Here is a 25,594-nt window from a genome sequence, read left to right as displayed (position 1 = left end):
GGCCCGCCAGAAACGAAAAACGCCGCTGACCCAAGGAAGGGAAAGCGGCGTTTTTGTCTTCGTGATTTGTCTTACAAAGGCTTGCCACGATTACCATGCTGGCTGACAAACGCCTGCATCGCCTTCAAATCATTCGGCAGCACTGTGCAACGCTCTTCACGCTCGAACAGGTCGGCCAGATGCTCCGGCAGTTCCAAAGCCTTGCCAACGCCCGCCTTTTCCACCGCTTCCGGGAATTTGACCGGGTGGGCGGTGCCCAGGATCACCATCGGGATATCCAGGCTGCGACGGCATTCACGCGCAGCCTTTACACCGATGGCGGTGTGCGGGTCCAGCAGTTCGCCGGTCTGGGCATAGACTTCAGCGATGGTTTCGCAGGTCTGTGCATCGTCCACCGCGAGGGAGTCGAACAGCTTGCGGGTTTCGGTCCAGCGCTCTTGATCGACGCTGAAACCACCACCGCTCTTGAAGCTGTTCATCAACTCAGCCAGCGCAGCCCCGTTACGGCCGTGCATATCGAACAGCAGGCGTTCGAAGTTCGACGACACCATGATGTCCATCGACGGCGACAGGGTGGCGTGCAGGGTTTCCTTGACGTACTGGTTGCCGCTCATGAAGCGGTGCAGGATGTCGTTGCGGTTGGTGGCGACGATCAACTGGTTGATCGGCAGGCCCATGTTGCGCGCGAGGTAGCCGGCGAAGATATCGCCGAAGTTGCCGGTCGGCACCGAGAACGACACCGAACGCGCCGGGCCACCCAGCTGCAGGGCGGCGTGGAAGTAGTAGACGATCTGGGCCATGATCCGCGCCCAGTTGATCGAGTTCACTGCCACCAGGCGCGTGCCCTTGAGGAAGCTCTGGTCAGCGAAGCTGTTCTTGACCATTTCCTGGCAGTCATCAAAGTTGCCTTCGATGGCGATGTTGTGGATGTTCTCACCGAAGATGGTGGTCATCTGCCGACGCTGCACCTCCGACACACGCTTGTGCGGGTGCAGGATAAAGATGTCGACGTTTTCGCAGTGTTTGCAGCCTTCAATGGCCGCCGAACCGGTGTCACCGGAAGTAGCGCCGATGATCACCACGCGCTCGCCGCGCTTTTCCAGCACGTAGTCCAACAGGCGACCCAGCAGTTGCAGGGCAAAGTCCTTGAACGCCAGGGTCGGGCCGTGGAACAGCTCAAGCACCCACTCGTTGCCATTCAGTTGGCGCAGCGGGGCGATGGCGCTGTGGGAAAACACGCCGTATGTCTCTTCCAGGATCTTTTTGAAATCCGCATCCGGGATGCTGCCGGTAACGAACGGGCGCATCACCCGGAATGCCAGTTCGTGGTACGGCAGGCCGGCCCAGGAAGCAATTTCTTCCTGGGTGAAGCGTGGCAGGTTCTCCGGCACGTACAGGCCGCCGTCGGTGGCAAGGCCTGCCAGCAAAACGTCTTCGAAATTCAGGGCCGGTGCCTGGCCGCGGGTGCTGATGTAACGCATGACTGGCTCCTCTAAAACATTCTCGAACAGGGGCCGCCGCACACACGGGGCCCCTGGAACAAATCGGTTAGTTCAAGTGTTCGACGCGAATCCGCACCACCGGGCCCACGACGCCCTGCAAGGCCTCCAGAGCGGTGATGGCATCGTTGATGCGCTGCTCAAGCACGCGGTGGGTCAACAGGATCATAGGCACCTGGCCGTTCTGTTCCTCGACTTCCTTCTGCATGATCGACTCGATGTTGATGCCGCGCTCCGACAGGATGCTGGCGACCTGGGCCAACACGCCCGGATGGTCCTTGGCCTGGATGCGCAGGTAGTAGGCGCTTTCGCATGCCTCGATCGGCAGGATCGGGTGGGCCGACAGCGAATCCGGCTGGAAGGCCAGGTGCGGCACGCGGTTTTCCGGATCGCTGGTCATGGCGCGAACCACGTCCACCAGGTCGGCGATCACCGACGAAGCGGTCGGCTCCATGCCGGCGCCGGCGCCGTAGAACAAGGTGGAACCGGCGGCATCACCGTTGACCATCACGGCGTTCATCACACCGTTGACGTTGGCGATCAGGCGATCGGCCGGGATCAGCGTCGGGTGTACACGCAACTCGATACCGGCCGGTGTGCTGCGCGCCACGCCCAGGTGCTTGATACGGTAGCCCAGGGCTTCGGCGTAGTTCACGTCGGCCGTGGTCAGTTGGGTGATGCCTTCGGTGTAGGCCTTGTCGAATTGCAGCGGGATACCAAAGGCGATGGACGCCAGGATGGTCAACTTGTGCGCCGCGTCGATGCCCTCGACGTCGAAGGTCGGGTCGGCTTCGGCGTAGCCCAGGGCCTGGGCTTCAGCCAGCACGTCTTCGAAGGTACGGCCCTTCTCGCGCATTTCGGTGAGGATGAAGTTACCGGTGCCGTTGATGATGCCGGCTACCCAGTTGATACGGTTGGCGGACAAGCCTTCACGGATGGCCTTGATCACCGGAATACCGCCGGCCACTGCGGCTTCGAACGCGACGATCACGCCCTTCTCGCGGGCCTTGGCGAAGATCTCGTTGCCGTGCACGGCGATCAGCGCCTTGTTGGCGGTGACCACGTGCTTGCCGTTCTCGATAGCCTTGAGCACCAGCTCGCGGGCCACGGTGTAGCCGCCGACCAGCTCGATGACGATATCGATTTCAGGGTTGGTGGCCACGGCGAAGACATCGTTGGTAATCGCAATACCGGTCGTTTGGAACTGAGGCTTTGGCGAACGCGTGGCAATTTGCGCCACTTCAATCCCACGCCCTGCACGGCGGGAAATTTCTTCAGCATTACGCTGAAGTACGTTGAAGGTACCGCCACCGACGGTCCCTAACCCACAGATGCCTACTTTGACCGGTTTCACTGAAGAACTCCCCATGAAACGGCCGACGCTAGGTCGGCCGTGGAAAACAGCCGCACAACTGCGGCTTTCAATTGATGACCCGCTGATCGTTCAACGGGCCATGATCGTCAAAGGTTCGACGATACTGGTTTACTTGGCACTCAGTGCCAGTTTGGCAACTTGCGGTGCCGGCTGGTAGCCCGGAATCACTTGACCGTCAGCCAAAACGATGGCCGGTGTACCGTTCACGCCAATGGATTGGCCGAGGGCGAATTGCTTGGAAACCGGGTTGGCGCATTTGTCCGCCTTGATTTCCTTGCCATCAACCATCTTGTCCATGGCCGCTTTCTTGTCGGCTGAACACCAGACGGCTTGTAACTGCTCGTCACCCGGCGAACCCAGGCCCTGGCGCGGGAACGCAACGTAGCGCACTTCCACACCCAGCTTGTTCAGCGCAGGCACTTCGGCGTGCAGCTTGTGGCAATAAGGGCAGGTGGTATCGGTAAACACGGTGATGTGGGTCTTGGTCTCGCCGATGGCTGGGTAAACCACGGTTTCAGCCACCGGAATCCCGTTGATCAGCTTGGATACACCCAGGCGCTCGGCTTTCTCGGTCAGGTTGACCGGCTTGCCATCCTTGAGCTGGAACAGGTAGCCCTGGACGATGTACTGGCCATCGGCACTGGCGTACAGCACACGGCTGCCCTTGAGCTTGACTTCGTACAGGCCGGCCATCGGGCTGGCGCTGATGCTTTCGATCGGCGTATCGAGCTGCAAGTTGGCCAGGCTCTTGCGAATGGTCTGCTCGGCAGCGTCATCGGCGACGACAAACGTGGAAACCAACGCAATGGCTGCGGCGGCAATAATCTGGGTCAAGCGCATGGGAACTCCTGAAGGCAGATGCAGGGACGGCGGGCAAGCACACCGATCTAAAAACACGGGCCTGCAAACACAGGTCTGGGCCGTCCCCTTTGCTAACCGGCAAAGCCTACCACAGTTGGGCCGCAGGGCAGCCCGTGGCCTGATAAATTGGCGGTTTTCAACCACGCGGATGGTGCTTGGCGTGCATATCCTGCAAACGTGCCCGCGCCACATGGGTATAGATCTGGGTTGTGGATAAGTCACTGTGCCCGAGCAGCATTTGCACCACGCGCAAATCCGCACCGTGGTTGAGCAAATGGGTGGCGAACGCATGGCGCAAGGTATGTGGCGACAAGGACTTACCGATGCCCGCCACCTTGGCCTGGTGCTTGATGCGGTGCCAGAAGGTCTGGCGGGTCATCTGTTCGCCGCGCTGGCTGGGGAACAGCACATCGCTGGGGCGCCCACCGAGCAGTTCGCCACGGGCATCGCGCATGTAGCGTTCAACCCACACAATTGCCTCCTCCCCCATCGGCACCAACCGTTCCTTGCTGCCCTTGCCCATCACCCGCAGCACGCCCTGGCGCAGGTTGACCTGCTCCAGGGTCAGGCTGATCAGCTCGGTCACCCGCAGGCCGCAGGCGTACAGCACCTCGAGCATGGCGCGGTCGCGCTGGCCGATGGCCTCGCTCAGGTCGGGCGCGGCGAGCAAGGCATCCACGTCGGCTTCAGACAGGGATTTGGGCAAAGGCCTACCGAGTTGTGGCATATCCACCTGCAACGTCGGGTCGAGGGCAATGAGCTTTTCCCGCAGCAAGTAGCGATAAAAACCACGCACACCGGAAAGGAAACGCGCAGTCGAACGGGGCTTGTAGTTCTGCTCCAGACGCCAGGCCAGATGGTCAAGGATCAGCTCGCGGCCAGCATTGATCAGCTCGAGGTTTTTTTCCTGCAACCAGCCGTTGAACAGCGCCAGGTCGCTGCGATAAGCCTGACGGGTGTTGTCCGAAAGGCCTTTCTCCAACCAGAGGGCGTCGAGGAAGCGGTCGATCAAGGGGTGGTCGATGGCAGGCATGGTGACTCAGGCAGGTGAAGGTGATGTCGGGTAGATCCTATCGCGCGCAAGCCCACTCCCACAGTTTTTTGTGTCTTACTCGATTGCGCGAACCGCAGCGATCAACTGTGGGGGCAGGTTTGCTCGCGATAGCCGCCACGTAGTCCCGGATTTTTCAACAAATTCCAGGCACAAAAAAGCAGCCCGTAGGCTGCTTTTTTCTGCATCGGGAAGCTGGACTTAAGCCAGTTTTTCCTTGATGCGAGCTGCTTTACCGGACAGGTCACGCAGGTAGTACAGCTTGGCTTTACGTACGTCACCGCGACGCTTAACGGCCATGCTGTCGATTTGCGGGCTGTAGGTCTGGAAAGTACGCTCTACGCCAACACCGTTGGAGATTTTACGAACAGTGAAAGCACTGTTCACACCACGGTTACGCTTGGCGATTACCACGCCTTCGAACGCTTGCAGACGCGAACGGTCGCCTTCCTTCACTTTCACCTGAACGACAATGGTGTCGCCTGGGGCAAAGGTAGGGATCTCTTTGGTCATCTGCTCTGCTTCGAGTGCAAGGATGATTTTGTTAGTCATGCTGTGCTCCTAAGGTAAGTCGTCGGACCTACCATCGATACGTTGTTAACTATCGTCCCGCGCGAGGATGTATTCCTCGAGCAGCTTCTTCTCTTCTCCAGAAAGCGAGCGGCTTTCCAGAAGATCGGCGCGTCGTTCATAGGTCCGACCAAGGGACTGCTGTAAACGCCAACGCCGGATGTGTGCGTGATTGCCACTTAGCAATACGTCGGGAACACGCTGATCCGCATACACCTCCGGACGGGTGTAGTGCGGGCAATCCAGCAAACCATCCGTGAAGGAATCTTCCTCCGCAGAGTCCGCATGCCCTAAAGCTCCAGGCAGCAGTCGTGTAACCGCATCTATCAGGACCATCGCCGGCAGCTCACCGCCAGACAGGACATAGTCCCCAATCGACCACTCTTCATCGACATGAGCTTCAATAAAACGCTCGTCAATGCCTTCATAGCGACCGGCAATCAGGATCAGTGCTTCCTCATTCGCCAGTTCGCGTACCGCCGCCTGTTTCAGCTGACGGCCTTGAGGGGACAGGTAAATCACCTTCGCCTTCTCCCCGGCGGCGGCCTTGGCCTGAACCAACGCGTCTTCCAGGGGCTTGATCTTCATCACCATGCCCGGGCCACCGCCAAATGGGCGATCGTCCACAGTGTGATGTCGATCCGTCGTGTAGTCTCGCGGGTTCCAACAGGTCAGCTGCAACAGCCCCTGTTTCACCGCCCGACTGGTGATGCCGTACTCGCTGATGGCGAAGAACATCTCGGGAAACAAACTGATCACTTCAATGCGCAAATTAGCCACGCTTAGAAGTCCGCGTCCCATTCCACCTTCATCTCGCCCGCTACCAGGTCGACAGCCAACACGCATTGCTCGGTATAGGGCAACAGGCGTTCGCGATCATCCAGGCTGCCAGCGCAAGGCTTGACCACCATTACATCATTGGCGCCGGTTTCCAGAAGATGATCGATTTTCCCGAACAATTGCCCGAGTTGATCGATAACCTTCAGACCTTCCAGCTGGTACCAGTAGTACTCGCCATCGGTCAATTCAGGGAACAGGTTGCGCGGCACGCAGATCTCATAACCAGCCAGAAGACGAGCTTCTTCACGATCATCAAGACCCTTGAGCTTTGCGACCAGGAACTTATCGCTCCCGCGTCCACTGACCAGCTCGACCTGTTTCACACTACCTTCGCGCTTGAGCGTCCAGGTCTTGTACTGCAACAGGTTTTCAGTCGGATCAGTAAAGGAATACACCTTCACTTCGCCGCGAACGCCATGAACAGAATAAATCTTGCCGATAACGATCAAATCATCAGCAACAGCTGGCGTCGCGTTCATATTGCTCAGGCTGCGGCCTTAGCCGAGTCCTTCAACAACTTGGCAACACGCTCGGAAGGCTGTGCACCAACGCTCAGCCAGTAGGCTACGCGCTCTTGGTTCACGGACAGACGAACTTCTTGACCACGAGCAACAGGGTTGAAGAAACCAACCTGTTCCTTGTGCGAACCGTCGCGCGGGTTGCGGCTGTCGGTTACGGTCAAGTGGTAAAACGGGCGCTTTTTGGAGCCGCCAAGGGCAAGACGGATTGTTAGCATGTGAACATCGTTCCTGTAGTCGGTGCTGCAAATCTAAATGCACAGCGGGCATAGGTGCCCGAAAGGCCGCATATTCTAAGGAATATCCGGACTTTTGCAAATGTCTTTTTCTGGCGCCTATCAGCGTGCCATTCAGATCTGCTATAGAGCCGTCGGTTAAAACGGCGAGTCAGCGCCCGCCAATCGCGGGTTTGCTGGAGATCCCACGTCCCTGTGGGTCGGAGCAGGAGCTGGGCTCCCGCTCGAAATCTTTACATCTTGGGCATGCCGCCGCCGGGCAACATACCGCCCATGCCGCGCATCATCTTGGCCATTCCGCCCTTGGCGGAGAACTTCTTCATCATCTTCTGCATCTGCTTGTGCTGCTTGATCAAGCGACCGATGTCCTGCACCTGGGTGCCGGAACCCATGGCGATCCGACGCTTGCGCGAACCGCTGATCAGCTCAGGGTCGCGGCGCTCGGCCGGGGTCATGGAGTTGATGATGGCTTCCATCTGCTTGAACTGCTTCTCTGCCGCACCCTGGGCGTTGCCCATTTGCGCCAGGTTCACACCGCCGATATTCGGCAGCTTGTCCATCAAGCCGCCGAGGCCGCCCATGTTCTTCATCTGCTGCAGCTGGTCGCGGAAGTCTTCGAGGTCGAAGCCCTTGCCCTTCTTCAGCTTCTTGGCCAGTTTATCGGCCTTGTCTTTATCGAGGGTCGCTTCGGCCTGTTCAATCAGGCTGAGCACGTCGCCCATGCCGAGGATACGCGAAGCGATCCGCTCAGGGTGAAACGGCTCGAGCGCGTCGCTCTTCTCGCCCATACCGATGAACTTGATCGGCTTGCCGGTGATTGCGCGTACCGACAGCGCGGCACCACCACGGGCATCGCCGTCGACCTTGGTCAGGATCACGCCGGTCAGCGGCAGTGCATCACCAAATGCCTTGGCGGTGTTGGCCGCATCCTGGCCGGTCATGGCGTCGACCACGAACAGGGTCTCGACCGGGTTGATCGCGGCATGCAGCGCCTTGATCTCGCCCATCATCTCTTCATCGATGTGCAGGCGACCAGCGGTATCGACGATGACCACGTCGATGAATTTCAGTCTTGCTTCTTTAATAGCCGCATTGGCGATGTCGACCGGCTTCTGGCTCAGGTCGGACGGGAAGAACGTCACGCCCACTTCGCTCGCGAGCATTTCCAACTGCTTGATGGCCGCCGGACGATAGACGTCAGCCGACACCACCATCACGGATTTCTTCTTGCGCTCTTTAAGGAAGCGCGCCAGCTTGCCGGCGGTGGTGGTCTTGCCCGCACCTTGCAGACCGGCCATCAACACGACGGCCGGTGGCACGGCGCTGAGGTTCAGGTCTTCGTTGGCCGCGCCCATCAGGCTTTCGAGCTCGGCCTGGACGATCTTCACAAAGGCCTGGCCCGGCGTCAGGCTGCGGGACACTTCGGTGCCGACCGCACGCTCCTTGACCGAGTTGACGAAGTCCTTGACCACAGGCAAGGCGACGTCGGCTTCCAGCAACGCCATGCGCACTTCGCGCAGGGTGTCTTTAATATTGTCCTCGGTCAGCTTGGCCTTGCCGGTAACGTGGCGCAGCGTCTGCGAGAGACGGTCAGTCAAGTTTTCAAACATGCGCGATCCTTTCAGGCCCTATTCATCGAAATGCATTGGTAGACCGAGGTAATGACGGCCCAGGCTGTGGTAAATCGCTATTAAAAACAGCGCTCGGCGAGCCTGCGGCGTGGGCAGGTCGCGGATTATAGCGAAGACTGCGCCTGTGCACACCCGCTGTCTGGCCTTGGAGTCTTTCGTGGAACGCAGGGGTATGCCAAACTCAGCGCCTTTCGGGCTTGCCTAACAGGATTTATGCTCCCTTTGTCACCCAGTTTGCTACCCAGTCTCGCCGCCGCCTTCTTATATGCCGCTGCGACCCTCTATCAGGGCACCCGCCTGGCCAAATGCGCCAAGGCCGACAAGCGCCTGTTGTCCGGCCTTGGCGCCCTCGCCTTGGTGGCACACGCCGCGAGCCTGTTTACCCACCTGATGACGCCGGTCGGCCTGGGCCTGGACTTTTTCAGCGCCGCCAGCCTGATTGCCGCTGCCGTGATCGCCTTGACGCTGATCGCCTGCGCACGTATCCCGGTGGAAAACCTGCTGGTGCTGTTGTTCCCCCTGGGCCTGCTGACGGTGTTATTGGCGCAGTTCGCCCCCACCGGCACGGTGCAGGTGATCGATGAAGAGCCAGGCATCCTCGCGCATATCCTGTTGTCGATCCTCGCCTACGGCATGTTCACCATCGCGGTGTTCCAGGCTTTGCTCCTGCTGCTGCAGGACCACCAGCTCAAGCACAAGCACCCCTTGGGGCTGATCAAGAACTTCCCGCCGCTGCAAACCATGGAAAGCCTGCTGTTCGGTTTCCTGTGGGCCGGCTGGACCCTGCTCTCGCTGTCATTGATCTCTGGCTGGCTGTTCGTCGAAAACCTGTTTGCCCAGCACCTGGTACACAAGACCCTGCTGGCTTGCCTGGCCTGGGTAGTGTTCAGCGTGCTGCTGTGGGGCCGCAACCGCCTCGGCTGGCGCGGGCACAAGGCGATCCGTTGGACCCTGGCCGGTTTCTGCCTGCTGATGCTGGCCTATTTCGGCAGCAAGCTGGTCCGCGAATACATCCTGCATATCTGACGGGCAGCGATCATGGACAACTTGCCCCTGGGGCCGATGCTCGCGGTAATCGCCCTGCTGGTGTTATGGGCGGCGCTGTTTACCGCCATTGAAGCCGCACAGCAACACTTGCTGGCCCTGCGCCCCGGCACGCGCCAGGGTGACAAGGCCGCTGCCCGCCTGGGTTTTCCCCGCCACAGCCTGATCCTGTGCAATAGCCTGTGCCGCGCAGCAGTAGTGGTTCTGTGCACGTTGCTGGCGATGTATGCCTGGGCGCAAAACGGTCCCTGGCTCGGCTGGCTGATTTCCTGTGCCGTGCTGCTGATATTGGCCGACTACCTGCCCCGCGCGCTGGCCACCCGCCATCCGCAAGCAGTGCTGGGCTTCGGCAACACACTGCTGGGCGTGCCACTGAAAATCGTCTATCCCTTCGCCTGGCTGCTCAACGGCATCAGCCTGCTATTGCTGCGCCCCTTTGCGCGCAAGCCCGGCATCGTGAAAAAAAGCGACGAACCACTGCCCGACCATGATGACGAACCCGAGGCCGAGACCGAAGGCAACCGCCCCCCTGGCCTGCCCGGCATCCACGCGCTGGACAACATCACGGTCAACGACATCCTGGTGCCGCGCAGCGAAGTGGAGGGCATCAACCTGGATGACTCGCTTGAAGCGATCATCGAGCAATTGCGCAACTCCCAACGCACCCGGCTGCCAGTGTTCCACAGCGATATCAACCAGGTCCAAGCCGTGCTCAACACCCGGCTGATCCAGCACCTGCTGCCGGATTCCAGCCTGACCAAGGAAGCCTTGCTTGCCGCCTGCTACGAACCCTACTTCGTCCCGGAAAGCACGCCGCTGCAACTGCAACTGCTGAACTTCCACAAGCAGCAACGGCGCTTGGGCATGGTGGTGGACGAGTACGGCGAAGTGCTGGGCATCGTCACCCTGGAAGATATCCTCGAAGAAATTGTCGGCGAATTCGAAAGCGAACACAGTGTGGACAACCCGCATATCGAAGCGCAGGCGGATGGCCGCTATATCATCGACGGCGCCGCATCGATCCGCGAACTGAACAAGAGCCTGGCTTGGCACCTGCCCAGCGACGGTCCCAAGACCCTCAATGGCCTGGTGACTGAAGCACTGGAAACCATTCCAGATTGTGCCGTATGCCTGAAGATCGGCCGCTATCGCCTGGAAATCCTTGAGACCGAGGATAACCGGGTGAGCAAGGTGCTGATCTGGCACACCAGCCGCGTACCCGTCGCCGCATAGCGTCCTGACTCAACGCATTCGAATGTGGGAGCCCCCCCTCCCACAATTGATCTGCCGCGATTGGCAGATCGCGCGCCCCCTTGTTGTATCGCCGGCCCCATTCCTATAATCCCTGCGGCTTACCCAAGCCCCGCCCGACCGCGTGCTATCCGCACTGAGCGCGTCCGGCACCGCTGCATCGTGTCTGACCGGTGTTTGCTCCCATCCCGAGCCGCTCCGCGCACTACCCTGATCCAAGGGGGTTCGACCCAATAATAATCCGCGTCCAAACGCGCAACGACCGTCAGGGATACCTCCATGAGCACCACCTATAACGAGGCCGCAACCGCCGCCCCGACCAACTCGACCGCCCGCGTTGCCACCGCCAGCATCGTCGGCACCGCCATCGAGTTCTACGATTTCTATATCTATGCCACCGCGGCGGCACTGGTGATCGGCCCGGTCTTCTTCCCGCAGTCGTCCGGTACCGCGCAGATGCTGGCGTCGTTCCTGACCTTCGGTATCGCGTTTATCGCCCGCCCGCTGGGTTCGGCGCTGTTCGGCCACTTTGGTGACCGTATCGGCCGCAAATCGACTCTGGTGGCCTCGCTGCTGCTGATGGGGGTGTGCACCACGCTGATCGGTTTGCTGCCGGGCTATGACAGCATTGGCGCCTGGGCGCCGATCCTGCTGTGCGTGCTGCGTTTCGGCCAAGGCCTGGGCCTTGGCGGGGAATGGGGTGGCGCCGCATTGCTGGCCACCGAGAACGCGCCCAAGGGCAAGCGCGCCTGGTTCGGCATGTTCCCGCAACTGGGCCCATCGATCGGATTCCTGGCGGCCAACGGCTTATTCCTGATCCTGGCCATGAACCTGAACGACGAGCAGTTCCGCAGCTGGGGCTGGCGTATCCCGTTCATCCTCAGCGCAGCCCTGGTGATGGTCGGCCTGTATGCACGGCTGAAACTGCACGAAACCCCAGTGTTCGCCAATGCCGTGTCCAAGCAGGCGCCGGTGAAGGTGCCGTTGGTGGAGCTGTTCAGCCAGCATTGGCTGCCCGTCCTGCTGGGCGCCGCGTCGATGGTGGTGTGCTATGCACTGTTCTATATCACCACCGCGTTCTCCCTGAGCTATGGCGTTTCGACGCTGGGCTACAGCCGCGAAACGTTCCTTGGGTTGCTGTGCTTCGCGGTGCTGTTCATGGGGCTGGCGACGCCGCTGGCGGCGCTTGCCAGTGATCGATTCGGGCGCAAGCCGGTGCTGATCGTCGGCGCGATCCTGGCCATCCTGTCGGGCTTCACCATGGAGCCGCTGTTGACCCACGGTTCGACCTGGGCCGTGGCGCTGTTCCTGGCGTTGGAGTTGTTCCTGATGGGGGTGACCTTCGCCCCAATGGGCGCGCTGCTGCCGGAATTGTTCCCGACCCGCGTGCGTTATACCGGGGCTTCGGCAGCGTATAACCTGGGCGGGATCGTCGGCGCATCGGCGGCACCGTTCTTCGCGACCAAGCTGGTGGCGATGGGTGGGCTGAGTTATGTCGGCGGGTATGTGTCGGCGGCAGCGCTGCTCAGCTTGATTGCGGTGCTGTGCCTGAAAGAGACGCGCAATAACGATCTGAATCGCGTCGTCTGATAGATCGCTATCGGGGGCAAGTCGAATCGTCGCACCGCCCCTCCCACATTTTGACCGCATTCCTACAGATTAAACGCGGTTAAGTGTGGGAGGGGCCTTGCCCCCGATGCTTTTAGAGCTCTACAACAACCGCTTGGGAAGCACGGGTCGCCTTAGCCCGAGCCGCTTCAATCGACTCATCCCGCGCCAGCGCCACGCCCATGCGGCGCTGGCCATTCACTTCTGGCTTACCAAACAGACGCAACGCCGTGTCCGACTCGCTCAAGGCGGCGCCGAGGTTGGCGAATGCGGTCTGGGTCGACTGCCCTTCCACCAGGATCACCGCCGACGCCGAAGGGCCGAACTGGCGAATCAATGGAATCGGCAGGCCCAGGATGGCGCGGGCGTGCAGTGCGAATTGCGACAGGTCCTGGGAAATCAGGGTCACCAGGCCGGTATCGTGCGGGCGCGGCGACACTTCGCTGAACCATACCTGATCACCCTTGATGAACAGCTCCACGCCAAACAGGCCACGGCCACCCAGGGCGTCGGTTACGGCCTTGGCTACACGCTCGGACTCTGCCAGGGCGATCGGGCTCATGGCCTGAGGCTGCCAGGACTCCTGATAGTCGCCTTTCTCCTGACGGTGGCCGACCGGCGCGCAGAAAGTGGTGCCGCCGATATGACGCACGGTCAGCAGGGTGATTTCGTAGTCGAAGTCGATAAAGCCTTCAATGATCACCCGGCCTTTACCGGCACGCCCGCCTTCCTGGGCGTAGTCCCAGGCTTTCTGCACGTCGTCGCTGCTGCGCAGCAGGCTCTGGCCCTTGCCCGAGGAACTCATCACCGGCTTGACCACGCACGGGAAGCCCAGGTCCTGCACGGCCTTGCTGTAGGCTTCGAAGGTGTCGGCGAAGTGGTACGGCGAGGTCGGCAGGTCCAGCTCTTCGGCGGCCAGGCGACGGATGCCTTCGCGGTTCATGGTCAGCGACGTGGCGCGCGCGGTCGGGATCACGGTGAAGCCTTCGGCCTCTAGCTCCACCAGGGTGGCGGTGGCGATGGCTTCGATTTCCGGCACGATGAAGTGCGGTTTTTCCGCCTCGATCACTGCACGCAGGGCGGCGCCGTCGAGCATGTTGATCACATGACTACGGTGGGCAACCTGCATGGCCGGCGCGTTGGCGTAGCGATCCACGGCAATCACTTCAACGCCCAGGCGTTGCAGTTCGATTACCACTTCCTTGCCCAGCTCACCGCAGCCACACAGCAAAACGCGGGTCGCGGTTGGCGACAATGGAGTTCCGATTCGGGTCATCTCAGGTCCTCAGGGGAGCGGATCATGGGGAGAAAGGCCGGCATTTTACATGAACTGTAAAAATTGGCCTCAGTTGGCGACGGCGCGCTTGCGCAGACGCCAGGCCATGATCAGCCACACCACGGTGACCCCAGCGAATTTCGACGCCAGGGCGGTGCCCACCACCGCTGGGGTCAGAGCGCCGATCAAGCCGAAAAAGATAAAGGTATCGAGGGGAATGCTCAGCGCCGAGCTGATCCACAGGCGGTCATGGAGCGGGCGCCTGGTGATGCTGAACACCAGCCAGTCGATGCACTCGGACACCGCGAACGCCGTGGCACTGGCCAGGGCGATGGACGGATCGGAGGTGATATAAGACAGCACCAGCGCCGCCAGCATGGCGAGGATCGCGCCATGACCGAAGCGGGTTTGCACCATGTCGCGCAGGATAAACACCAGGCCGCCCCAGGCAGACCAGATCACATCCAGATGCGGCGCGGTGGAGAAGGCAAAGTTGATCAGCACGACGCTGCTGATGTAGGCGATCAGGAAGAGCATGGGGGGATGAACCTAGGGGCAATGCACACAGGGTAATGCACAGCCATCATTGTGGCGAGCCGGGGCGTTGTGGCGAGCGGGCTTGCCCCGCGTTGGGCTGCGAAGCAGCCCCAATAAGAGCGCCGCGTTCTGCCGGACGAACCGCGGTGGGGGTTTTTAGGGCTGCTTCGCAGCCCAACGCGGGGCAAGCCCGCTCGCCACAACAAGCCCGCTCGCCACAATCAGGCGCCGGGAACGGTAAACATCAACCCACTTGCCACCGCCCGCTCATGGCACAACCCCAGCACCACCCGCCGCTCGGCATTGTCCATGCGACTCCAACGCGTAATTTCATCCACCGTGCGCTGGCAACCGGTGCAGAGATCGTCATCGTCCAATGCGCAAATGCTCACGCACGGCGAGGCGACAGGGCGTTCTGCCGGGTTCATTCTGCCTGCTCGACCAGATCCCGCGCATAACGCTGGGCGTTATGCACATAGTGCGCAGCGCTGGCTTCGAGCATCTTCTTCTGAGCCTCGGTCAACTCACGCACCACTTTGCCCGGCGAGCCCATCACCAGCGAGCCATCGGGAATTTCCTTGCCTTCGCCGATCAGCGAGTTGGCGCCAATGATGCAGTGCTTGCCGATCTTCGCGCCGTTGAGGATCACCGCGTTGATGCCGATCAGGCTGTAGTCGTCGACCGTGCAGCCATGCAGCATGGCGTTATGGCCGATGGTCACACCGGTGCCAAGAGTCAGCGGGTAGCCCATGTCGGTGTGCATCACGCTGCCGTCCTGCACGTTGCTGTTCTTACCGATCAGGATCAGCTCGTTGTCGCCGCGCAACACCGCGTTGAACCAGACGTTGGCGCCCTCCTCCAGCCTGACCTTGCCCACCAGCGTGGCATTGGGAGCCACCCAGCTGTGTGGATGCGTCTCGACGCGGGCGTCGCCCAAGCGGTATTTCATGGTTTTTCCTCACGGCTTGCCATTGGAGACGATGGCTTAAGTATTGATGAAGCTCTTGGGTGGGTGATGCAGGCTGATATTGGCATCGTCATAAAGCAGGTTGATCAGCTCGACAATCATAATGGCCGTAAGCCCCCAGATCTTGTATTCGCCAAACCGGTAGCTCGGCACATACCAACTGCGCCCTTGGTAGTCGATGCGGTGCGTATGCTCGCGAGGGTCCTGGCGGAAAAAATCGAGCGGCACACTGAAGACAGCGGCGATTTCGGCGTCGTTGGCCAGGTATTCGACGTAATCGGGGATCACGCCCACATACGGGGTGACGCGAATGCCATGCAGGGAAATCAGTGGGCTCAAGGGGCCGATCACCTCGACCAGGCCAGGCGGCAGGCCGATTTCTTCTTCGGCCTCGCGCAAGGCGGTAAAGATCAGGTCCGGGTCTTCCGGATCGCGGCGCCCGCCAGGAAACGCGACTTCGCCGCCATGGGTCGACAGGCCGCTGGCGCGCAGGGTCAGGATCAGCTCAGGTTCGTCACTGCGAGTAATCGGCACCAGCACGGCGGCCTCGGGGAAACGCCCGTCGGTTTCCAGCGTATGCGGCGTGTGATTGCTTACCCGGCGAAGTAGCTCGTCCAGCATGAGTCATCTCGATCTGTTGGCTACCTTGCATCATGCACCAAAGCTGCCGGGCGCCCAACCCCAAAACCTGAGGGCTGTCGCGAAACGACAACTTGCAGGGCCCTGCCGCCCACGCCAAGATAGACGCACTTTCCAGGAACCCCAGCATGAACTTCTGCAGCCAGTGCGGTAAACCGGTCACCCAACGCATTCCCGAAGGCGACGCACGCCTGCGCTTTGTGTGTGATCACTGTCAGACCATTCACTACCAGAACCCTAATATCGTTGCCGGTACCGTGCCGGTGTGGGGTGAGCAAGTGCTGCTGTGCCGCCGTGCCATCGAGCCACGCCTGGGCTACTGGACCTTGCCTGCGGGCTTCATGGAGAACGGCGAGACCGTGGAACAGGCCGCCATGCGCGAAACCATGGAAGAAGCCTGTGCCCGCGTGCGCAACCTGAGCATCTATACGTTGATCGATGTACCGCACATCAGCCAAGTGCATGTGTTCTATCGCGCCGAGCTGATGGACCTGGACTTTGCCGCCGGCCCCGAGAGCCTGGAAGTCAAACTGTTCAAAGAAGCCGATATCCCGTGGTCCGAGCTGGCGTTCCGTACCGTCGGGCGGACCCTGGAGTATTTCTTTGCCGACCGTCGGCAGCAATCATTCCCGGTGCGCAGCGAAGCCATACCGCCGCTGTCCAAGCCCGCCCAATAACAATCCTGCCGATCGTCGCCAAAGGGAAGTCGTTTTAATGCGTTGGTTGTTTGCTTTGCTCTGCCTGTCGTTCGCCACGTTGTCGCCGGCTTCCACCCTGGAAACCCTGGGCGGCAAAACGGTCGAGAAAATCCTGGTCCTCAAGTCCGCCCATCAGTTGCAATTGATCAATGACGGTAAGCCCCTCAAGACCTACCGCATTTCCCTGGGTAAAAACCCCAAGGGGCCCAAGCTGTTCGAGGGCGACCGTCGCACACCGGAAGGCCTCTACTGGATTGACTGGCGCAAGACCAGCGACAGCTACTACCTGTCGATGCACATCTCCTACCCCAATATCAGTGATTCTGCGCGCGCCCGCCGCGAGGGCGTGAAGCCCGGCAGCATGATCATGATCCACGGCACGCCCGACAGCGAAGACTACCCGGAGCAGTTGTTCCACACCCTGGACTGGACCGACGGCTGTATCGGCATGCGTAACGTCGATATGCGTGAAGTCTGGAACCTGGTCAAGGACGGCACCCTGATCGAGATCCGGCCGTAGCCTTCGACCGTTGGTAGATTAATTAAAAAAATTTCCTGCCCTCGGCAGCGCCTGCCGGTGAATACCAGTTCACCCCGCGGGCTGCGCAGCTCTGCGCGTCCAAAAGACCTCTCTAATACCACTTGATACCATGCACCATTAGCATGCCCTGAAACCAGTGCCCGCACTGTTTTGGCAGCATTGACATGGTATTTAAGTGGTATTAATTTCCGGCCATTACCGGGCGACAACACTCCAATAACCGCATCGGAAACCTTAACGATGAACCCCATCCTGACGCTGCGCCCCGACGGCAAACAATCCACGCCGCTGTACCTGCAATTGGCCCGCAACCTGGAAGCGGCGATCCATGCCGGCCAGTGGAAATCCGAACAGGCGCTGCCATCGGAACGCGCCCTCAGCGATCAATTGAGCATTTCCCGGGTCACCGCCCGCAAGGCACTGGAAGTGTTGTTTGCCCAAGGCCTGATCCGCCGCAGCCAGGGCTCTGGCACCTTCATCACGCCTCGCCTGGAGCAACCGCTGTCGCGCCTGTCGGGCTTCAGCGAGATGCTGCGGCTCAAGGGCTTCGTACCCAGTTCGCAGTGGCTGGAACGCGAAATCACCCCGCCGACCCACGAAGAGCTGATCCGCCTGGGCCTGTCACCGACTGACAAAGTGGCGCGGCTCAAGCGCCTGCGTAAGGCTGATGACACGGTAATGGCAATCGAAATGACCGCCATGCCCGCCTCGGTGCTGCCGCACCCACAAGCCATCGGTAACTCGCTGTACGAATACCTCGAAGGCATCGGCAAACCCATCGTGCGCGCCTTGCAGCATATCCAGGCGATCAATGCCTCGGACGAGTTCGCCACACTGGTCGGCATTGCACCAGGCACCGCCATGCTGCTGATGACCCGTGTCGGCTACACCGCCGACAACACGCCGATTGAAATCACCGACACCTACTGCCGCAACGACTACTACGACTTTGTCGCCGAGCTTCGACGTTAGAAAGCCGCGTCGATATGACTTTGCCGCGAATGCGGCCTTAGAGAACTGCCCATGTCCGAAGACAACATCCTGACGCCCCACGGCTGGATTCGCGGCCGCGTGGTCCATGAACACGGCAAGGTCGTCGCCATTGAAGGCGCGCCTTGCGACCCGGCCGACAACGACCTGCCCTACCTGCTGCCAGGCTTTATTGACCTGCACGTCCATGGCGGCGGCGGCAAAGACATCATGGAAGGCATCGACGCGTTCGAGACCATCACCGGCACCCACGTGCGCTTTGGCACCACCTCGCTGCTGGCCACCACCATGACCGCGCCGGTCGAGGAAATTTCCCGCGTGCTGGGCGATATCGGTACCTATAGCGAAAACCGTCCAACCGGCACCGCCCGCGTATTGGGTGTGCACCTGGAAGGTCCTTACATCAACCCAGGCAAACTCGGCGCGCAGCCCAACTTCGCCCACACCGCATTGATGGCGGAAGTGGAAGCCTACCTGCGCCTGGCGCCGATCCGCGTGATCACCATCGCCCCGGAAATCGCCGGGCATGACAGTCTGATCCGCGCCCTCAGTGCACGTGGTGTGCGCATGCAGATCGGCCACACCCTGGGCAGCTATGAAGAAGGCGTCGCCGCCCTCGCCGCTGGCGCTACCAGCTTCACCCACCTGTACAACGCCATGAGCCCGCTGCATCACCGCGAGCCTGGCATCGTGGGGGCCGCGCTGGCCCACGCACAGTACGCCGAACTGATCCCGGACTTGCTGCACGTCCACCCTGGCGCCATGCGCGTGGCCCTGCGTTCGATCCCGTGCCTGTATTGCGTCACCGACTCCACCGCCGCCGCCGGCATGCCGGACGGCGAATACAAGCTGGGCAGCCACACCGTGACCAAATGCCTGGGCGGCGTGCGCCTGGCCGACGGCACCCTCGCCGGCAGCACCCTGACCATGGACCAGGCGCTTCGCAACCTGGTGAAAATCGGCCTGCCCATCAGCGAAGCCTCACAACGCCTGTCGCAATTTCCCGCGGACTACCTCGGCCTGGAAGAACGCGGGCGCCTACAACCCGGCAGCTTTGCCGACTGCGTGCGCCTGGACCGTTCCCTGCACCTCACCGACGTCATGGTCGAAGGAGAAGCCATTGTCTTCCAAAATGCTTGAAGAGGCCTTGGCCTCCTGTGACGCCGTCGCGGCGCAGTTGCAACGTCTGAACCCGCGGCTGGAAGAGGTCGCCGGCCGCCTGCGCCGCCAGCCGCCGCAAGTGGCGATGACCATAGCCCGTGGCAGTTCGGACCACGCCGCCAGCTACTTCGCCTACCTGGCCATGCAGCACGTGGGCATTCCGGTGGCGTCGTTGCCGATGTCGGTGGTGACCTTGCTGCAAGCGCCCTTGAAGGTCAGCGGCCAGGTGACTTTCGGCTTTTCCCAGTCCGGCCAGAGCCCGGACCTGGTCGATAGCCTGCGCCTGCTGCGCAAACGCGGCGCCTTGAGCATTTCGCTGGTCAACGCCGAAGACTCGCCGCTGCAAGCCGCTTGCGAGTTCCACCTGCCGCTGTGCGCCGGGCCGGAACAAAGCGTGGCCGCGACCAAAAGCTTTATCGCTACCCTCAGCGCCAGCGCGCAGTTGATCGGCCACTGGAACCAGGAGGCGGATTTGTTGCAAGCCTGCCACGCGCTGCCCGATCACCTGCGCGAAGCCGCCAGGCAGGATTGGACGAAAGCCATCGACGCCCTGCGCGGCTGCCAGCAATTGATGGTGATCGGCCGTGGCGCCGGGTTTGCCATCGCCCAGGAAGCCGCGCTCAAACTCAAGGAAACCTCGGCGATCCAGGCCGAAGCCTTCAGCAGCGCCGAAGTGCGCCACGGGCCGATGGCCTTGATCGACGAAAACTACCCGCTGCTGGTGTTCGCCCCCCGCGGCGCCGAACAACCGGGATTGCTGAGCCTGGCCGCCGACATGCGCCAACGCGGCGCCCGCGTATTGCTGGCCGCGCCGGACGATATCGCCGAACGCGACCTGACCTTGAGCCGCGCCGAACACCCGAGCCTGGACCCGATTCTGGCCATCCAGAGTTTCTACGTGATGGCCGCCGGCCTGGCGGTCGCCCGTGGAATGGACCCCGACCAGCCACGCCACCTGAGCAAAGTGACCCGCACTCACTGAGTCGATTGCTGCGTTTTCCTGATGAGTACCGTGCCCATGTCCAACAACAATAATCAACTGACCCTCAGCGCCCCGTTAAGCGGGCCGGTGCTGCCCCTGGGCAACGTTCCCGACGAAGTCTTCGCCAGTGGCGCAATGGGCGACGGTATTGCCATCGACCCCCTGAATGACTGCCTGCATGCGCCGTGTGACGGGGTGATCATCCATGTCGCCCGCACCGGCCACGCCCTGACGATTCGCACGGACAACGGCGCCGAGTTGCTGCTGCATGTGGGTATCGACACGGTGGAGCTCAATGGCGAAGGCTTCGCGCTGCTGGTCAAGGAAGGCGCCCGTGTCAGCCAGGGGCAGGCGTTGGTGCAGTTTGACCTGGACCGGATTGCGCGCCAGTGCAAAAGCCTGGTCAGCCTGATCATTCTGACCAATAGCGATCGCTTCGCGCTGACACCGCTGGCACTCAATACAGTCAAGGTCGGTGAACCGCTGCTGCGGGTGAGCCTGCGCTCAACGGCCTCGACGCAGACGGCTGTGGATAACTCGGCCGCAGAAGCCAGCGCCAACGTGCGCATCACCCACCGCGGCGGTTTGCATGCGCGCCCAGCGGCGTTGATTCGCAAGACCGCCCAGGGGTTCAGCAGCCAGGCGCAGTTGCATTTCGCCGGCAAGTCGGCGGCGTGCGACAGCCTGATTGGCTTGATGGGGTTGGGCATAGGCGAAGGCGACGAGGTTCGCGTCAGCTGTCGTGGCAAGGATTGCGAGGCGGCGTTGCAGGCATTGGTCGCCGCACTGTCAGTCGCCATCAGCGCAGAACCTCACGCGCCGGTAACCGCCGCTCCACGTCGTGCGAATACTGAAACCGGCGTACTGCAAGGGGTGTGCGCAGCACCGGGCCTGGTGTGCGGGCCACTGTTCCGGTTGACCGGCATCGAGTTGCCGGCCGATACCGGCAACCACCGCGCCGACGAACAACTGCAACGGCTGGATGCGGCCCTTGAGCACGTGCGCGGTGATATCCGCCAGACCCTGGCCCACGCCCGCCAGCGCAAAAATGCCGAAGAAGAAGACATCTTCGCCGCCCACCTCGCCTTACTGGAGGATCCGGCCCTGCTGGACGCCGCCACCCGCGCGATCGAACACGGCAGCGCCGCCACCCACGCCTGGCGCGATGCAATCCAGGCGCAATGCGCGGTCTTGCTGGCCCTGGGCAAGCCGCTGTTTGCCGAACGCGCCAATGACCTGCGCGACCTGCAACAACGGGTGCTGCGGGCGCTGTTGGGTGAAGCCTGGCATTTCGAATTGCCCCCTGGCGCCATTGTCAGCGCCCATGAACTGACCCCTTCAGACCTGCTGCAATTGAGTGCGCAACAGGCGGCGGGCATCTGCATGGCCGAGGGTGGCGCCACCTCCCACGTCGCGATCCTGGCTCGGGGCAAAGGCTTGCCGTGCGTGGTGGCATTGGGCGCCGACGTACTCGATGCGCCACAAGGCCAACGGGTGGTGCTGGACGCGGCCAACGGTCGCCTGGAACTGGCCCCCAGCGAGGCGCGCCATGCCCAGGTGCATCAGCTGCGTGACGCACAGCAACAGCGGCGCCAGCAGCAACAGGCCCAGGCCCGATTGCCAGCACGCACTCGCGATGGGGTGGGCATCGAAGTCGCCGCCAATGTCGCCTCCAGCGCCGAAGCCCAGGTGGCGTTTGAAAACGGCGCCGATGGCGTCGGCCTGTTGCGTACCGAATTCCTCTTCGTCGACCGCCGCACTGCGCCGGACGAACAGGAACAGCGCCAGGCCTACCAGGCCGTGCTGGATGCCATGGGCGACAAGTCGGTGATCATCCGCACCATCGACGTGGGCGGCGACAAGCAGCTCGACTATCTGCCACTGCCGGTGGAGGCCAACCCCGTGCTCGGCCTGCGCGGCATTCGCCTGGCCCAGGTGCGCCCCGAGGTGCTCGACCAGCAACTGCGTGCCCTGCTGCAAGTCAGCCCGCTGGCGCGCTGCCGCATCCTGCTGCCAATGGTCAGCGAAGTCGACGAACTGCTGCACATCCGCCAACGCCTGGATGAACTGTGCATGGCACTGGAGCTGACCCAACGCCCGGAACTGGGGGTGATGATCGAAGTGCCCGCCGCCGCGCTGATGGCCGAACAACTGGCCAAGCATGCGGACTTCTTGTCCATCGGCACCAATGACCTGTCCCAGTACACCCTGGCCATGGACCGCGACCACGCGGGTTTAGCTGCGCGGGTGGATGCTTTGCACCCGGCGCTGCTGCGGCTGATCGCGCAGACTTGCGCGGGCGCGGCCCAGCATGGCCGTTGGGTCGGCGTGTGCGGCGCCCTGGCGTCCGACCCCTTGGCGACCCCCGTACTGGTTGGCCTGGGGGTCAGCGAACTGTCCGTGAGCCCGCCGCAAATCGGAGAAATCAAAGACCGCGTCCGTCACCTGGACGCGGCGCAATGCCGGCAACTGAGCCAAGGGCTGCTCGACCTGAGCAGTGCCAAGGCCGTTCGCCAAGCCTGTCAACACCACTGGCCGCTGAGCTGAAAACAACAAGAACAGGGAGACACGCCATGTACCAATACTTTATCGAAGGCCTGCAACGGCTCGGCCGCGCGCTGATGCTGCCGATCGCGATTCTGCCGATCGCCGGCCTCTTGCTGCGCCTGGGTGACACCGACCTGCTCAACATCGCGGTGATGCACGATGCCGGGCAAGCGATCTTCGCCAACCTGGCGCTGATCTTCGCCATCGGTATCGCCGTGGGTTTTGCCCGCGACAATAACGGCACCGCCGGGCTGGCCGGGGCGATTGGTTACCTGGTCATGGTCTCTACCCTCAAGGTGATGGACTCGACCATCAACATGGGCATGCTCGCCGGTATCGCCAGCGGCCTGATGGCGGGCGGGCTGTATAACCGCTTCAAGGACATCAAGCTCCCGGAGTACCTGGCCTTCTTTGGCGGGCGACGCTTTGTGCCGATTGTCACGGGCTTCAGCGCAGTCGGCCTGGGCGTGATCTTCGGCCTGATCTGGCCGCCGATCCAGCACGCTATCAACAGCTTCGGCGTGCTGCTGATGGAAAGCGGCAGCCTGGGCGCGTTCGTGTTCGGCGTATTCAACCGCCTGCTGATCGTCACCGGCCTGCACCACATCCTCAACAACATGGCCTGGTTCGTATTCGGCACCTTTACCGACCCCGTGACCGGCGCGGTTGTCACCGGCGACCTCACGCGCTATTTCGCCGGCGACCCCAAAGGCGGCCAGTTCATGACCGGCATGTTCCCGGTGATGCTGTTCGGCCTTCCGGCTGCGTGCCTGGCGATGTACCGCAATGCGTTGCCGGAGCGGCGCAAGGTGATGGGCGGGATTTTCCTGTCGATGGCGCTGACTTCGTTTCTGACCGGTGTCACCGAGCCGATTGAATTTGCGTTCATGTTCCTCGCACCGTTTCTTTACCTGATTCACGCAGTGCTTACCGGCCTGTCGATGGCCGTGACCAACATGCTGGATATCCACCTGGGCTTTACCTTCTCCGGTGGGTTTATCGACATGGTGCTGGGTTGGGGCAAGTCCACCCATGGCTGGTTGGTGTTCCCGGTTGGGTTGGCCTATGCGGTGATCTACTACAGCGTGTTCAACTACTGCATTCGTCGGTTCAACCTGAAGACACCAGGGCGTGAAGATATTCAGGTCGTACAAACCGAAGCGATGACAGATAACCAGCGGGCCACCGCTTATATCCAGGCCCTGGGTGGTGCAGAGAATTTGCTAAGCGTCGGCGCCTGCACCACGCGCCTGCGCCTGGATATGGTGGATCGCAACAAGGTCGTGGATGCGCAACTCAAAGCTCTGGGCGCCATGGCTGTGGTTCGGCCCGGAAATGGCGGGAGCTTGCAGGTGGTAGTCGGGCCGATGGCCGATAGCATTGCCGATGAGATTCGCTTGGCGATGCCGGCGTTTGTTGCTGCAAGTCCAGCGAGCGTTGCGCCTGTGGATAAGCCGGCTGCGGTGAATGTGGAGGAAACCGAGAAATGGCTGACAGCCTTGGGTGGCCGAGGGAATGTGCGTCAGCTGGAAGCGGTGGCGATGACCCGGTTGCGGGTGGAACTGGGGGATGATTCGGTGTTGTCCGAAACTCAGCTTGTGGCGCTTGGATGCCAAGGTATTACTCAACTCGACAGTGGTGTTTGGCACTTGCTGATTGGTGACAAAGCCTCGGGTTTGGGTGAGGCGTTGGAGCGGTTGGTCAGCGGTCGGCAGATTGGGGCGGGGGCCTAGTTGATCTTTGCCTGTATGGACCTCATCGCAGCATGGGTATCTACACAACTTAGGCTCAACGCTGCCCCCCCGGCAGACAGGGCTGTTGTGGCGAGCGGGCTTGCCCCGCGTTGGCGCCTGTGAGTTTTTCGCGAGCAAGCTCGCTCCTACAAAAAAGCCTTAACTGAACGGCATTAGGGCAAGCCCGCTCGCCACATCAAGCCCGTTCACACACCAAGCCAACTGCCACACCCAGCCTGCTCACACCTCAAGCCTGTTCACCACAGCAAGCCCGTTCACTACCGCTATGCCAGCCTGGTCCAACGCTTCACGGGTGGCTTCCACCAGTTCCAAGGCGCCGGGGGTGTCGCTGTGCAGGCAGATGGAGTCGAACTCAATAAACAGGTCTTCGCCTTCTACGGTCCGCACCAGCCCCGTCTGACACGCACGCAGGACGCGGGCTGCGACAGTGGCCGGGTCCAGCGCACGTACGTGGCGGGTAAACACAATGGAGCCCGTGAGGTCGTACTCACGGTCGGCATAAAACTCGCGCACCACCGGCTGCCCCAGCTCCTTGGCCACGCGCCAGATCACCGAATTGGGCATGCAATACAGCAGCAACGTTGGCTCGATGATTTGCAGGTTTTGTACCAGCAGCCGCGCGGCTTCTTCGTCGCGGGCCAGGTGCATGTAGAGCGCGCCGTGCGGCTTGATATGTTGCAGCGTCACACCCTGGGCACGGGCGATTTCACGCAGGGCGCCCAGTTGGTAGAGCATGTCGTCGACCAGCTCCTGGGCCGGCGCCTGGATATGCCGACGGCCGAAGCCCACCAGGTCACGAAAGCCGGGGTGCGCACCAATAGCCACCCCCAGTTGCTTGGCGCGCGCGACGGTGCGACGCATGGTGCCGGGGTCTCCGGCATGGAAGCCGGTGGCGATATTGGCCGAGCTGATGTAGGCCATCAGTTCCGCGTCAACGCCGTCGCCAATGGTCCAGGGGCCGAAGCCTTCGCCCATGTCTGAATTGAAATCCACTGCCTGCATTGAGGTCGCTCCGCCA

Annotated in this window: 25 protein-coding genes; 10 read left to right on the top strand and 15 right to left on the bottom strand. The window is 61.5% G+C overall.

The window, feature by feature from the left end:
- Positions 1 to 71 precede the first annotated feature (71 nt).
- From thrC to ffh, 9 genes are all read right to left on the bottom strand, one after another.
- Positions 72 to 1,481 (bottom strand): threonine synthase, encoded by a 1,410-nt coding sequence (gene thrC, locus A7317_RS23080; RefSeq protein ID WP_024077232.1) that lies wholly within the window; start codon positions 1,479 to 1,481, stop codon positions 72 to 74.
- Positions 1,482 to 1,548: 67 nt separating this feature from the next.
- Positions 1,549 to 2,853: a homoserine dehydrogenase gene (locus A7317_RS23075; RefSeq protein WP_024077233.1), complete on the bottom strand. Its 1,305-nt coding sequence runs from the start codon at positions 2,851 to 2,853 to the stop codon at positions 1,549 to 1,551.
- Between the two features lie 129 nt (positions 2,854 to 2,982).
- A complete protein-coding gene (locus A7317_RS23070; RefSeq protein ID WP_024077234.1) occupies positions 2,983 to 3,714 on the bottom strand; it encodes a thioredoxin fold domain-containing protein in 732 nt (243 codons plus the stop codon).
- 157 nt (positions 3,715 to 3,871) lie between these two features.
- On the bottom strand, positions 3,872 to 4,768 hold the full coding sequence (gene xerD, locus A7317_RS23065; RefSeq protein WP_017846134.1) for a site-specific tyrosine recombinase XerD: 897 nt from the start codon (positions 4,766 to 4,768) through the stop codon (positions 3,872 to 3,874).
- 219 nt (positions 4,769 to 4,987) lie between these two features.
- On the bottom strand, positions 4,988 to 5,338 hold the full coding sequence (rplS, locus tag A7317_RS23060) for a 50S ribosomal protein L19 (RefSeq protein ID WP_003175895.1): 351 nt from the start codon (positions 5,336 to 5,338) through the stop codon (positions 4,988 to 4,990).
- Positions 5,339 to 5,383: 45 nt separating this feature from the next.
- Positions 5,384 to 6,157, bottom strand: coding sequence for a tRNA (guanosine(37)-N1)-methyltransferase TrmD (trmD, locus tag A7317_RS23055; RefSeq protein ID WP_172831358.1), 774 nt, complete (start codon positions 6,155 to 6,157; stop codon positions 5,384 to 5,386).
- On the bottom strand, positions 6,139 to 6,675 hold the full coding sequence (gene rimM / locus A7317_RS23050) for a ribosome maturation factor RimM (protein WP_024077236.1): 537 nt from the start codon (positions 6,673 to 6,675) through the stop codon (positions 6,139 to 6,141). Before rimM ends, trmD begins: the two co-directional genes overlap by 19 nt.
- Before the next feature lie 5 nt (positions 6,676 to 6,680).
- The gene (gene rpsP, locus A7317_RS23045) at positions 6,681 to 6,932 is read right to left on the bottom strand and encodes a 30S ribosomal protein S16 (protein ID WP_003175899.1); all 252 of its coding nucleotides are present in this window, start codon (positions 6,930 to 6,932) and stop codon (positions 6,681 to 6,683) included.
- 251 nt (positions 6,933 to 7,183) lie between these two features.
- The gene (gene ffh / locus A7317_RS23040) at positions 7,184 to 8,560 is read right to left on the bottom strand and encodes a signal recognition particle protein (RefSeq protein WP_069076903.1); all 1,377 of its coding nucleotides are present in this window, start codon (positions 8,558 to 8,560) and stop codon (positions 7,184 to 7,186) included.
- Between the two features lie 234 nt (positions 8,561 to 8,794).
- Between ffh and A7317_RS23035 the strand changes: the two genes are divergently transcribed.
- The 3 genes from A7317_RS23035 to A7317_RS23025 all read left to right on the top strand — a co-directional run bounded on the left by A7317_RS23035 (position 8,795) and on the right by A7317_RS23025 (position 12,466).
- The gene (locus A7317_RS23035; protein ID WP_024077238.1) at positions 8,795 to 9,607 is read left to right on the top strand and encodes a cytochrome C assembly family protein; all 813 of its coding nucleotides are present in this window, start codon (positions 8,795 to 8,797) and stop codon (positions 9,605 to 9,607) included.
- Between the two features lie 12 nt (positions 9,608 to 9,619).
- Complete coding sequence (locus A7317_RS23030; protein ID WP_024077239.1) at positions 9,620 to 10,858, top strand: transporter associated domain-containing protein; 1,239 nt, start codon at positions 9,620 to 9,622, stop codon at positions 10,856 to 10,858.
- A gap of 297 nt (positions 10,859 to 11,155) precedes the next feature.
- Positions 11,156 to 12,466, top strand: a complete 1,311-nt coding sequence (locus tag A7317_RS23025; protein WP_024077240.1) for an MFS transporter — start codon at positions 11,156 to 11,158, stop codon at positions 12,464 to 12,466.
- A gap of 112 nt (positions 12,467 to 12,578) precedes the next feature.
- On the opposite strand, the gene purT is transcribed toward A7317_RS23025, so the two are convergent.
- From purT to A7317_RS23005, 5 genes are all read right to left on the bottom strand, one after another.
- The gene (purT, locus tag A7317_RS23020; RefSeq protein ID WP_069076902.1) at positions 12,579 to 13,760 is read right to left on the bottom strand and encodes a formate-dependent phosphoribosylglycinamide formyltransferase; all 1,182 of its coding nucleotides are present in this window, start codon (positions 13,758 to 13,760) and stop codon (positions 12,579 to 12,581) included.
- Positions 13,761 to 13,829: 69 nt separating this feature from the next.
- Positions 13,830 to 14,297, bottom strand: coding sequence for a VUT family protein (locus tag A7317_RS23015; protein ID WP_024077242.1), 468 nt, complete (start codon positions 14,295 to 14,297; stop codon positions 13,830 to 13,832).
- A gap of 221 nt (positions 14,298 to 14,518) precedes the next feature.
- The gene (locus A7317_RS30265; RefSeq protein ID WP_081329246.1) at positions 14,519 to 14,725 is read right to left on the bottom strand and encodes a DUF1289 domain-containing protein; all 207 of its coding nucleotides are present in this window, start codon (positions 14,723 to 14,725) and stop codon (positions 14,519 to 14,521) included.
- Positions 14,722 to 15,246, bottom strand: coding sequence for a gamma carbonic anhydrase family protein (locus tag A7317_RS23010; RefSeq protein ID WP_024077244.1), 525 nt, complete (start codon positions 15,244 to 15,246; stop codon positions 14,722 to 14,724). Before A7317_RS23010 ends, A7317_RS30265 begins: the two co-directional genes overlap by 4 nt.
- A 36-nt stretch (positions 15,247 to 15,282) precedes the next feature.
- Positions 15,283 to 15,885, bottom strand: coding sequence for a CoA pyrophosphatase (locus tag A7317_RS23005; protein ID WP_024077245.1), 603 nt, complete (start codon positions 15,883 to 15,885; stop codon positions 15,283 to 15,285).
- Between the two features lie 146 nt (positions 15,886 to 16,031).
- Here A7317_RS23005 and A7317_RS23000 point away from each other — a divergent pair, with 146 nt between their 5' ends.
- The 7 genes from A7317_RS23000 (at position 16,032) to nagE (ending at position 24,555) form a co-directional block, all read left to right on the top strand.
- Positions 16,032 to 16,580 (top strand): NUDIX hydrolase, encoded by a 549-nt coding sequence (locus A7317_RS23000; RefSeq protein ID WP_069076901.1) that lies wholly within the window; start codon positions 16,032 to 16,034, stop codon positions 16,578 to 16,580.
- Between the two features lie 37 nt (positions 16,581 to 16,617).
- The gene (locus tag A7317_RS22995) at positions 16,618 to 17,121 is read left to right on the top strand and encodes a L,D-transpeptidase family protein (protein ID WP_024077247.1); all 504 of its coding nucleotides are present in this window, start codon (positions 16,618 to 16,620) and stop codon (positions 17,119 to 17,121) included.
- Positions 17,122 to 17,382: 261 nt separating this feature from the next.
- Positions 17,383 to 18,114, top strand: a complete 732-nt coding sequence (locus A7317_RS22990; protein ID WP_069076900.1) for a GntR family transcriptional regulator — start codon at positions 17,383 to 17,385, stop codon at positions 18,112 to 18,114.
- 51 nt (positions 18,115 to 18,165) lie between these two features.
- Positions 18,166 to 19,272, top strand: coding sequence for an N-acetylglucosamine-6-phosphate deacetylase (gene nagA, locus A7317_RS22985; RefSeq protein WP_069076899.1), 1,107 nt, complete (start codon positions 18,166 to 18,168; stop codon positions 19,270 to 19,272).
- Positions 19,265 to 20,275 (top strand): SIS domain-containing protein, encoded by a 1,011-nt coding sequence (locus A7317_RS22980; RefSeq protein WP_041161013.1) that lies wholly within the window; start codon positions 19,265 to 19,267, stop codon positions 20,273 to 20,275. Before nagA ends, A7317_RS22980 begins: the two co-directional genes overlap by 8 nt.
- A 36-nt stretch (positions 20,276 to 20,311) precedes the next feature.
- The gene (gene ptsP, locus A7317_RS22975; protein ID WP_069076898.1) at positions 20,312 to 22,822 is read left to right on the top strand and encodes a phosphoenolpyruvate--protein phosphotransferase; all 2,511 of its coding nucleotides are present in this window, start codon (positions 20,312 to 20,314) and stop codon (positions 22,820 to 22,822) included.
- A 26-nt stretch (positions 22,823 to 22,848) separates the two neighbouring features.
- Entirely contained in the window at positions 22,849 to 24,555 is a 1,707-nt protein-coding gene (gene nagE, locus A7317_RS22970) for an N-acetylglucosamine-specific PTS transporter subunit IIBC (protein ID WP_069076897.1), read from the top strand.
- Positions 24,556 to 24,795: 240 nt separating this feature from the next.
- Here nagE and A7317_RS22965 read toward each other — a convergent pair whose 3' ends face one another.
- Positions 24,796 to 25,578 carry a 5-oxoprolinase subunit PxpA gene (locus tag A7317_RS22965; RefSeq protein ID WP_024077046.1) on the bottom strand — a complete coding sequence of 261 codons (783 nt, stop codon included), beginning with the start codon at positions 25,576 to 25,578 and terminating at the stop codon, positions 24,796 to 24,798.
- Positions 25,579 to 25,594 lie beyond the last annotated feature (16 nt).

Source organism: Pseudomonas fluorescens, from assembly GCF_001708445.1.
Lineage (GTDB): Bacteria > Pseudomonadota > Gammaproteobacteria > Pseudomonadales > Pseudomonadaceae > Aquipseudomonas > Aquipseudomonas gorinensis.
This window is presented reverse-complemented; position numbering and strand designations above follow the sequence as displayed.

Excerpts from the sequence above, each read along its gene's own strand:
- A7317_RS23000 (WP_069076901.1), top strand. The coding sequence starts at position 16,032 with ATGAACTTCTGCAGCCAGTGCGGTAAACCGGTCACCCAACGCATTCCC.
- A7317_RS22965 (WP_024077046.1), bottom strand. The coding sequence starts at position 25,578 with ATGCAGGCAGTGGATTTCAATTCAGACATGGGCGAAGGCTTCGGCCCC.
- A7317_RS23010 (WP_024077244.1), bottom strand. The coding sequence starts at position 15,246 with ATGAAATACCGCTTGGGCGACGCCCGCGTCGAGACGCATCCACACAGC.
- thrC (WP_024077232.1), bottom strand. The coding sequence starts at position 1,481 with ATGCGTTACATCAGCACCCGCGGCCAGGCACCGGCCCTGAATTTCGAA.
- A7317_RS23015 (WP_024077242.1), bottom strand. The coding sequence starts at position 14,297 with ATGCTCTTCCTGATCGCCTACATCAGCAGCGTCGTGCTGATCAACTTT.
- rpsP (WP_003175899.1), bottom strand. The coding sequence starts at position 6,932 with ATGCTAACAATCCGTCTTGCCCTTGGCGGCTCCAAAAAGCGCCCGTTT.
- ffh (WP_069076903.1), bottom strand. The coding sequence starts at position 8,560 with ATGTTTGAAAACTTGACTGACCGTCTCTCGCAGACGCTGCGCCACGTT.
- rplS (WP_003175895.1), bottom strand. The coding sequence starts at position 5,338 with ATGACTAACAAAATCATCCTTGCACTCGAAGCAGAGCAGATGACCAAA.
- ptsP (WP_069076898.1), top strand. The coding sequence starts at position 20,312 with ATGTCCAACAACAATAATCAACTGACCCTCAGCGCCCCGTTAAGCGGG.
- trmD (WP_172831358.1), bottom strand. The coding sequence starts at position 6,157 with ATGGGACGCGGACTTCTAAGCGTGGCTAATTTGCGCATTGAAGTGATC.
- A7317_RS22990 (WP_069076900.1), top strand. The coding sequence starts at position 17,383 with ATGAACCCCATCCTGACGCTGCGCCCCGACGGCAAACAATCCACGCCG.
- A7317_RS22995 (WP_024077247.1), top strand. The coding sequence starts at position 16,618 with ATGCGTTGGTTGTTTGCTTTGCTCTGCCTGTCGTTCGCCACGTTGTCG.
- purT (WP_069076902.1), bottom strand. The coding sequence starts at position 13,760 with ATGACCCGAATCGGAACTCCATTGTCGCCAACCGCGACCCGCGTTTTG.
- xerD (WP_017846134.1), bottom strand. The coding sequence starts at position 4,768 with ATGCCTGCCATCGACCACCCCTTGATCGACCGCTTCCTCGACGCCCTC.
- nagA (WP_069076899.1), top strand. The coding sequence starts at position 18,166 with ATGTCCGAAGACAACATCCTGACGCCCCACGGCTGGATTCGCGGCCGC.
- rimM (WP_024077236.1), bottom strand. The coding sequence starts at position 6,675 with ATGAACGCGACGCCAGCTGTTGCTGATGATTTGATCGTTATCGGCAAG.
- nagE (WP_069076897.1), top strand. The coding sequence starts at position 22,849 with ATGTACCAATACTTTATCGAAGGCCTGCAACGGCTCGGCCGCGCGCTG.
- A7317_RS23030 (WP_024077239.1), top strand. The coding sequence starts at position 9,620 with ATGGACAACTTGCCCCTGGGGCCGATGCTCGCGGTAATCGCCCTGCTG.
- A7317_RS23005 (WP_024077245.1), bottom strand. The coding sequence starts at position 15,885 with ATGCTGGACGAGCTACTTCGCCGGGTAAGCAATCACACGCCGCATACG.
- A7317_RS30265 (WP_081329246.1), bottom strand. The coding sequence starts at position 14,725 with ATGAACCCGGCAGAACGCCCTGTCGCCTCGCCGTGCGTGAGCATTTGC.
- A7317_RS23025 (WP_024077240.1), top strand. The coding sequence starts at position 11,156 with ATGAGCACCACCTATAACGAGGCCGCAACCGCCGCCCCGACCAACTCG.
- A7317_RS23035 (WP_024077238.1), top strand. The coding sequence starts at position 8,795 with ATGCTCCCTTTGTCACCCAGTTTGCTACCCAGTCTCGCCGCCGCCTTC.
- A7317_RS22980 (WP_041161013.1), top strand. The coding sequence starts at position 19,265 with ATGCTTGAAGAGGCCTTGGCCTCCTGTGACGCCGTCGCGGCGCAGTTG.
- A7317_RS23070 (WP_024077234.1), bottom strand. The coding sequence starts at position 3,714 with ATGCGCTTGACCCAGATTATTGCCGCCGCAGCCATTGCGTTGGTTTCC.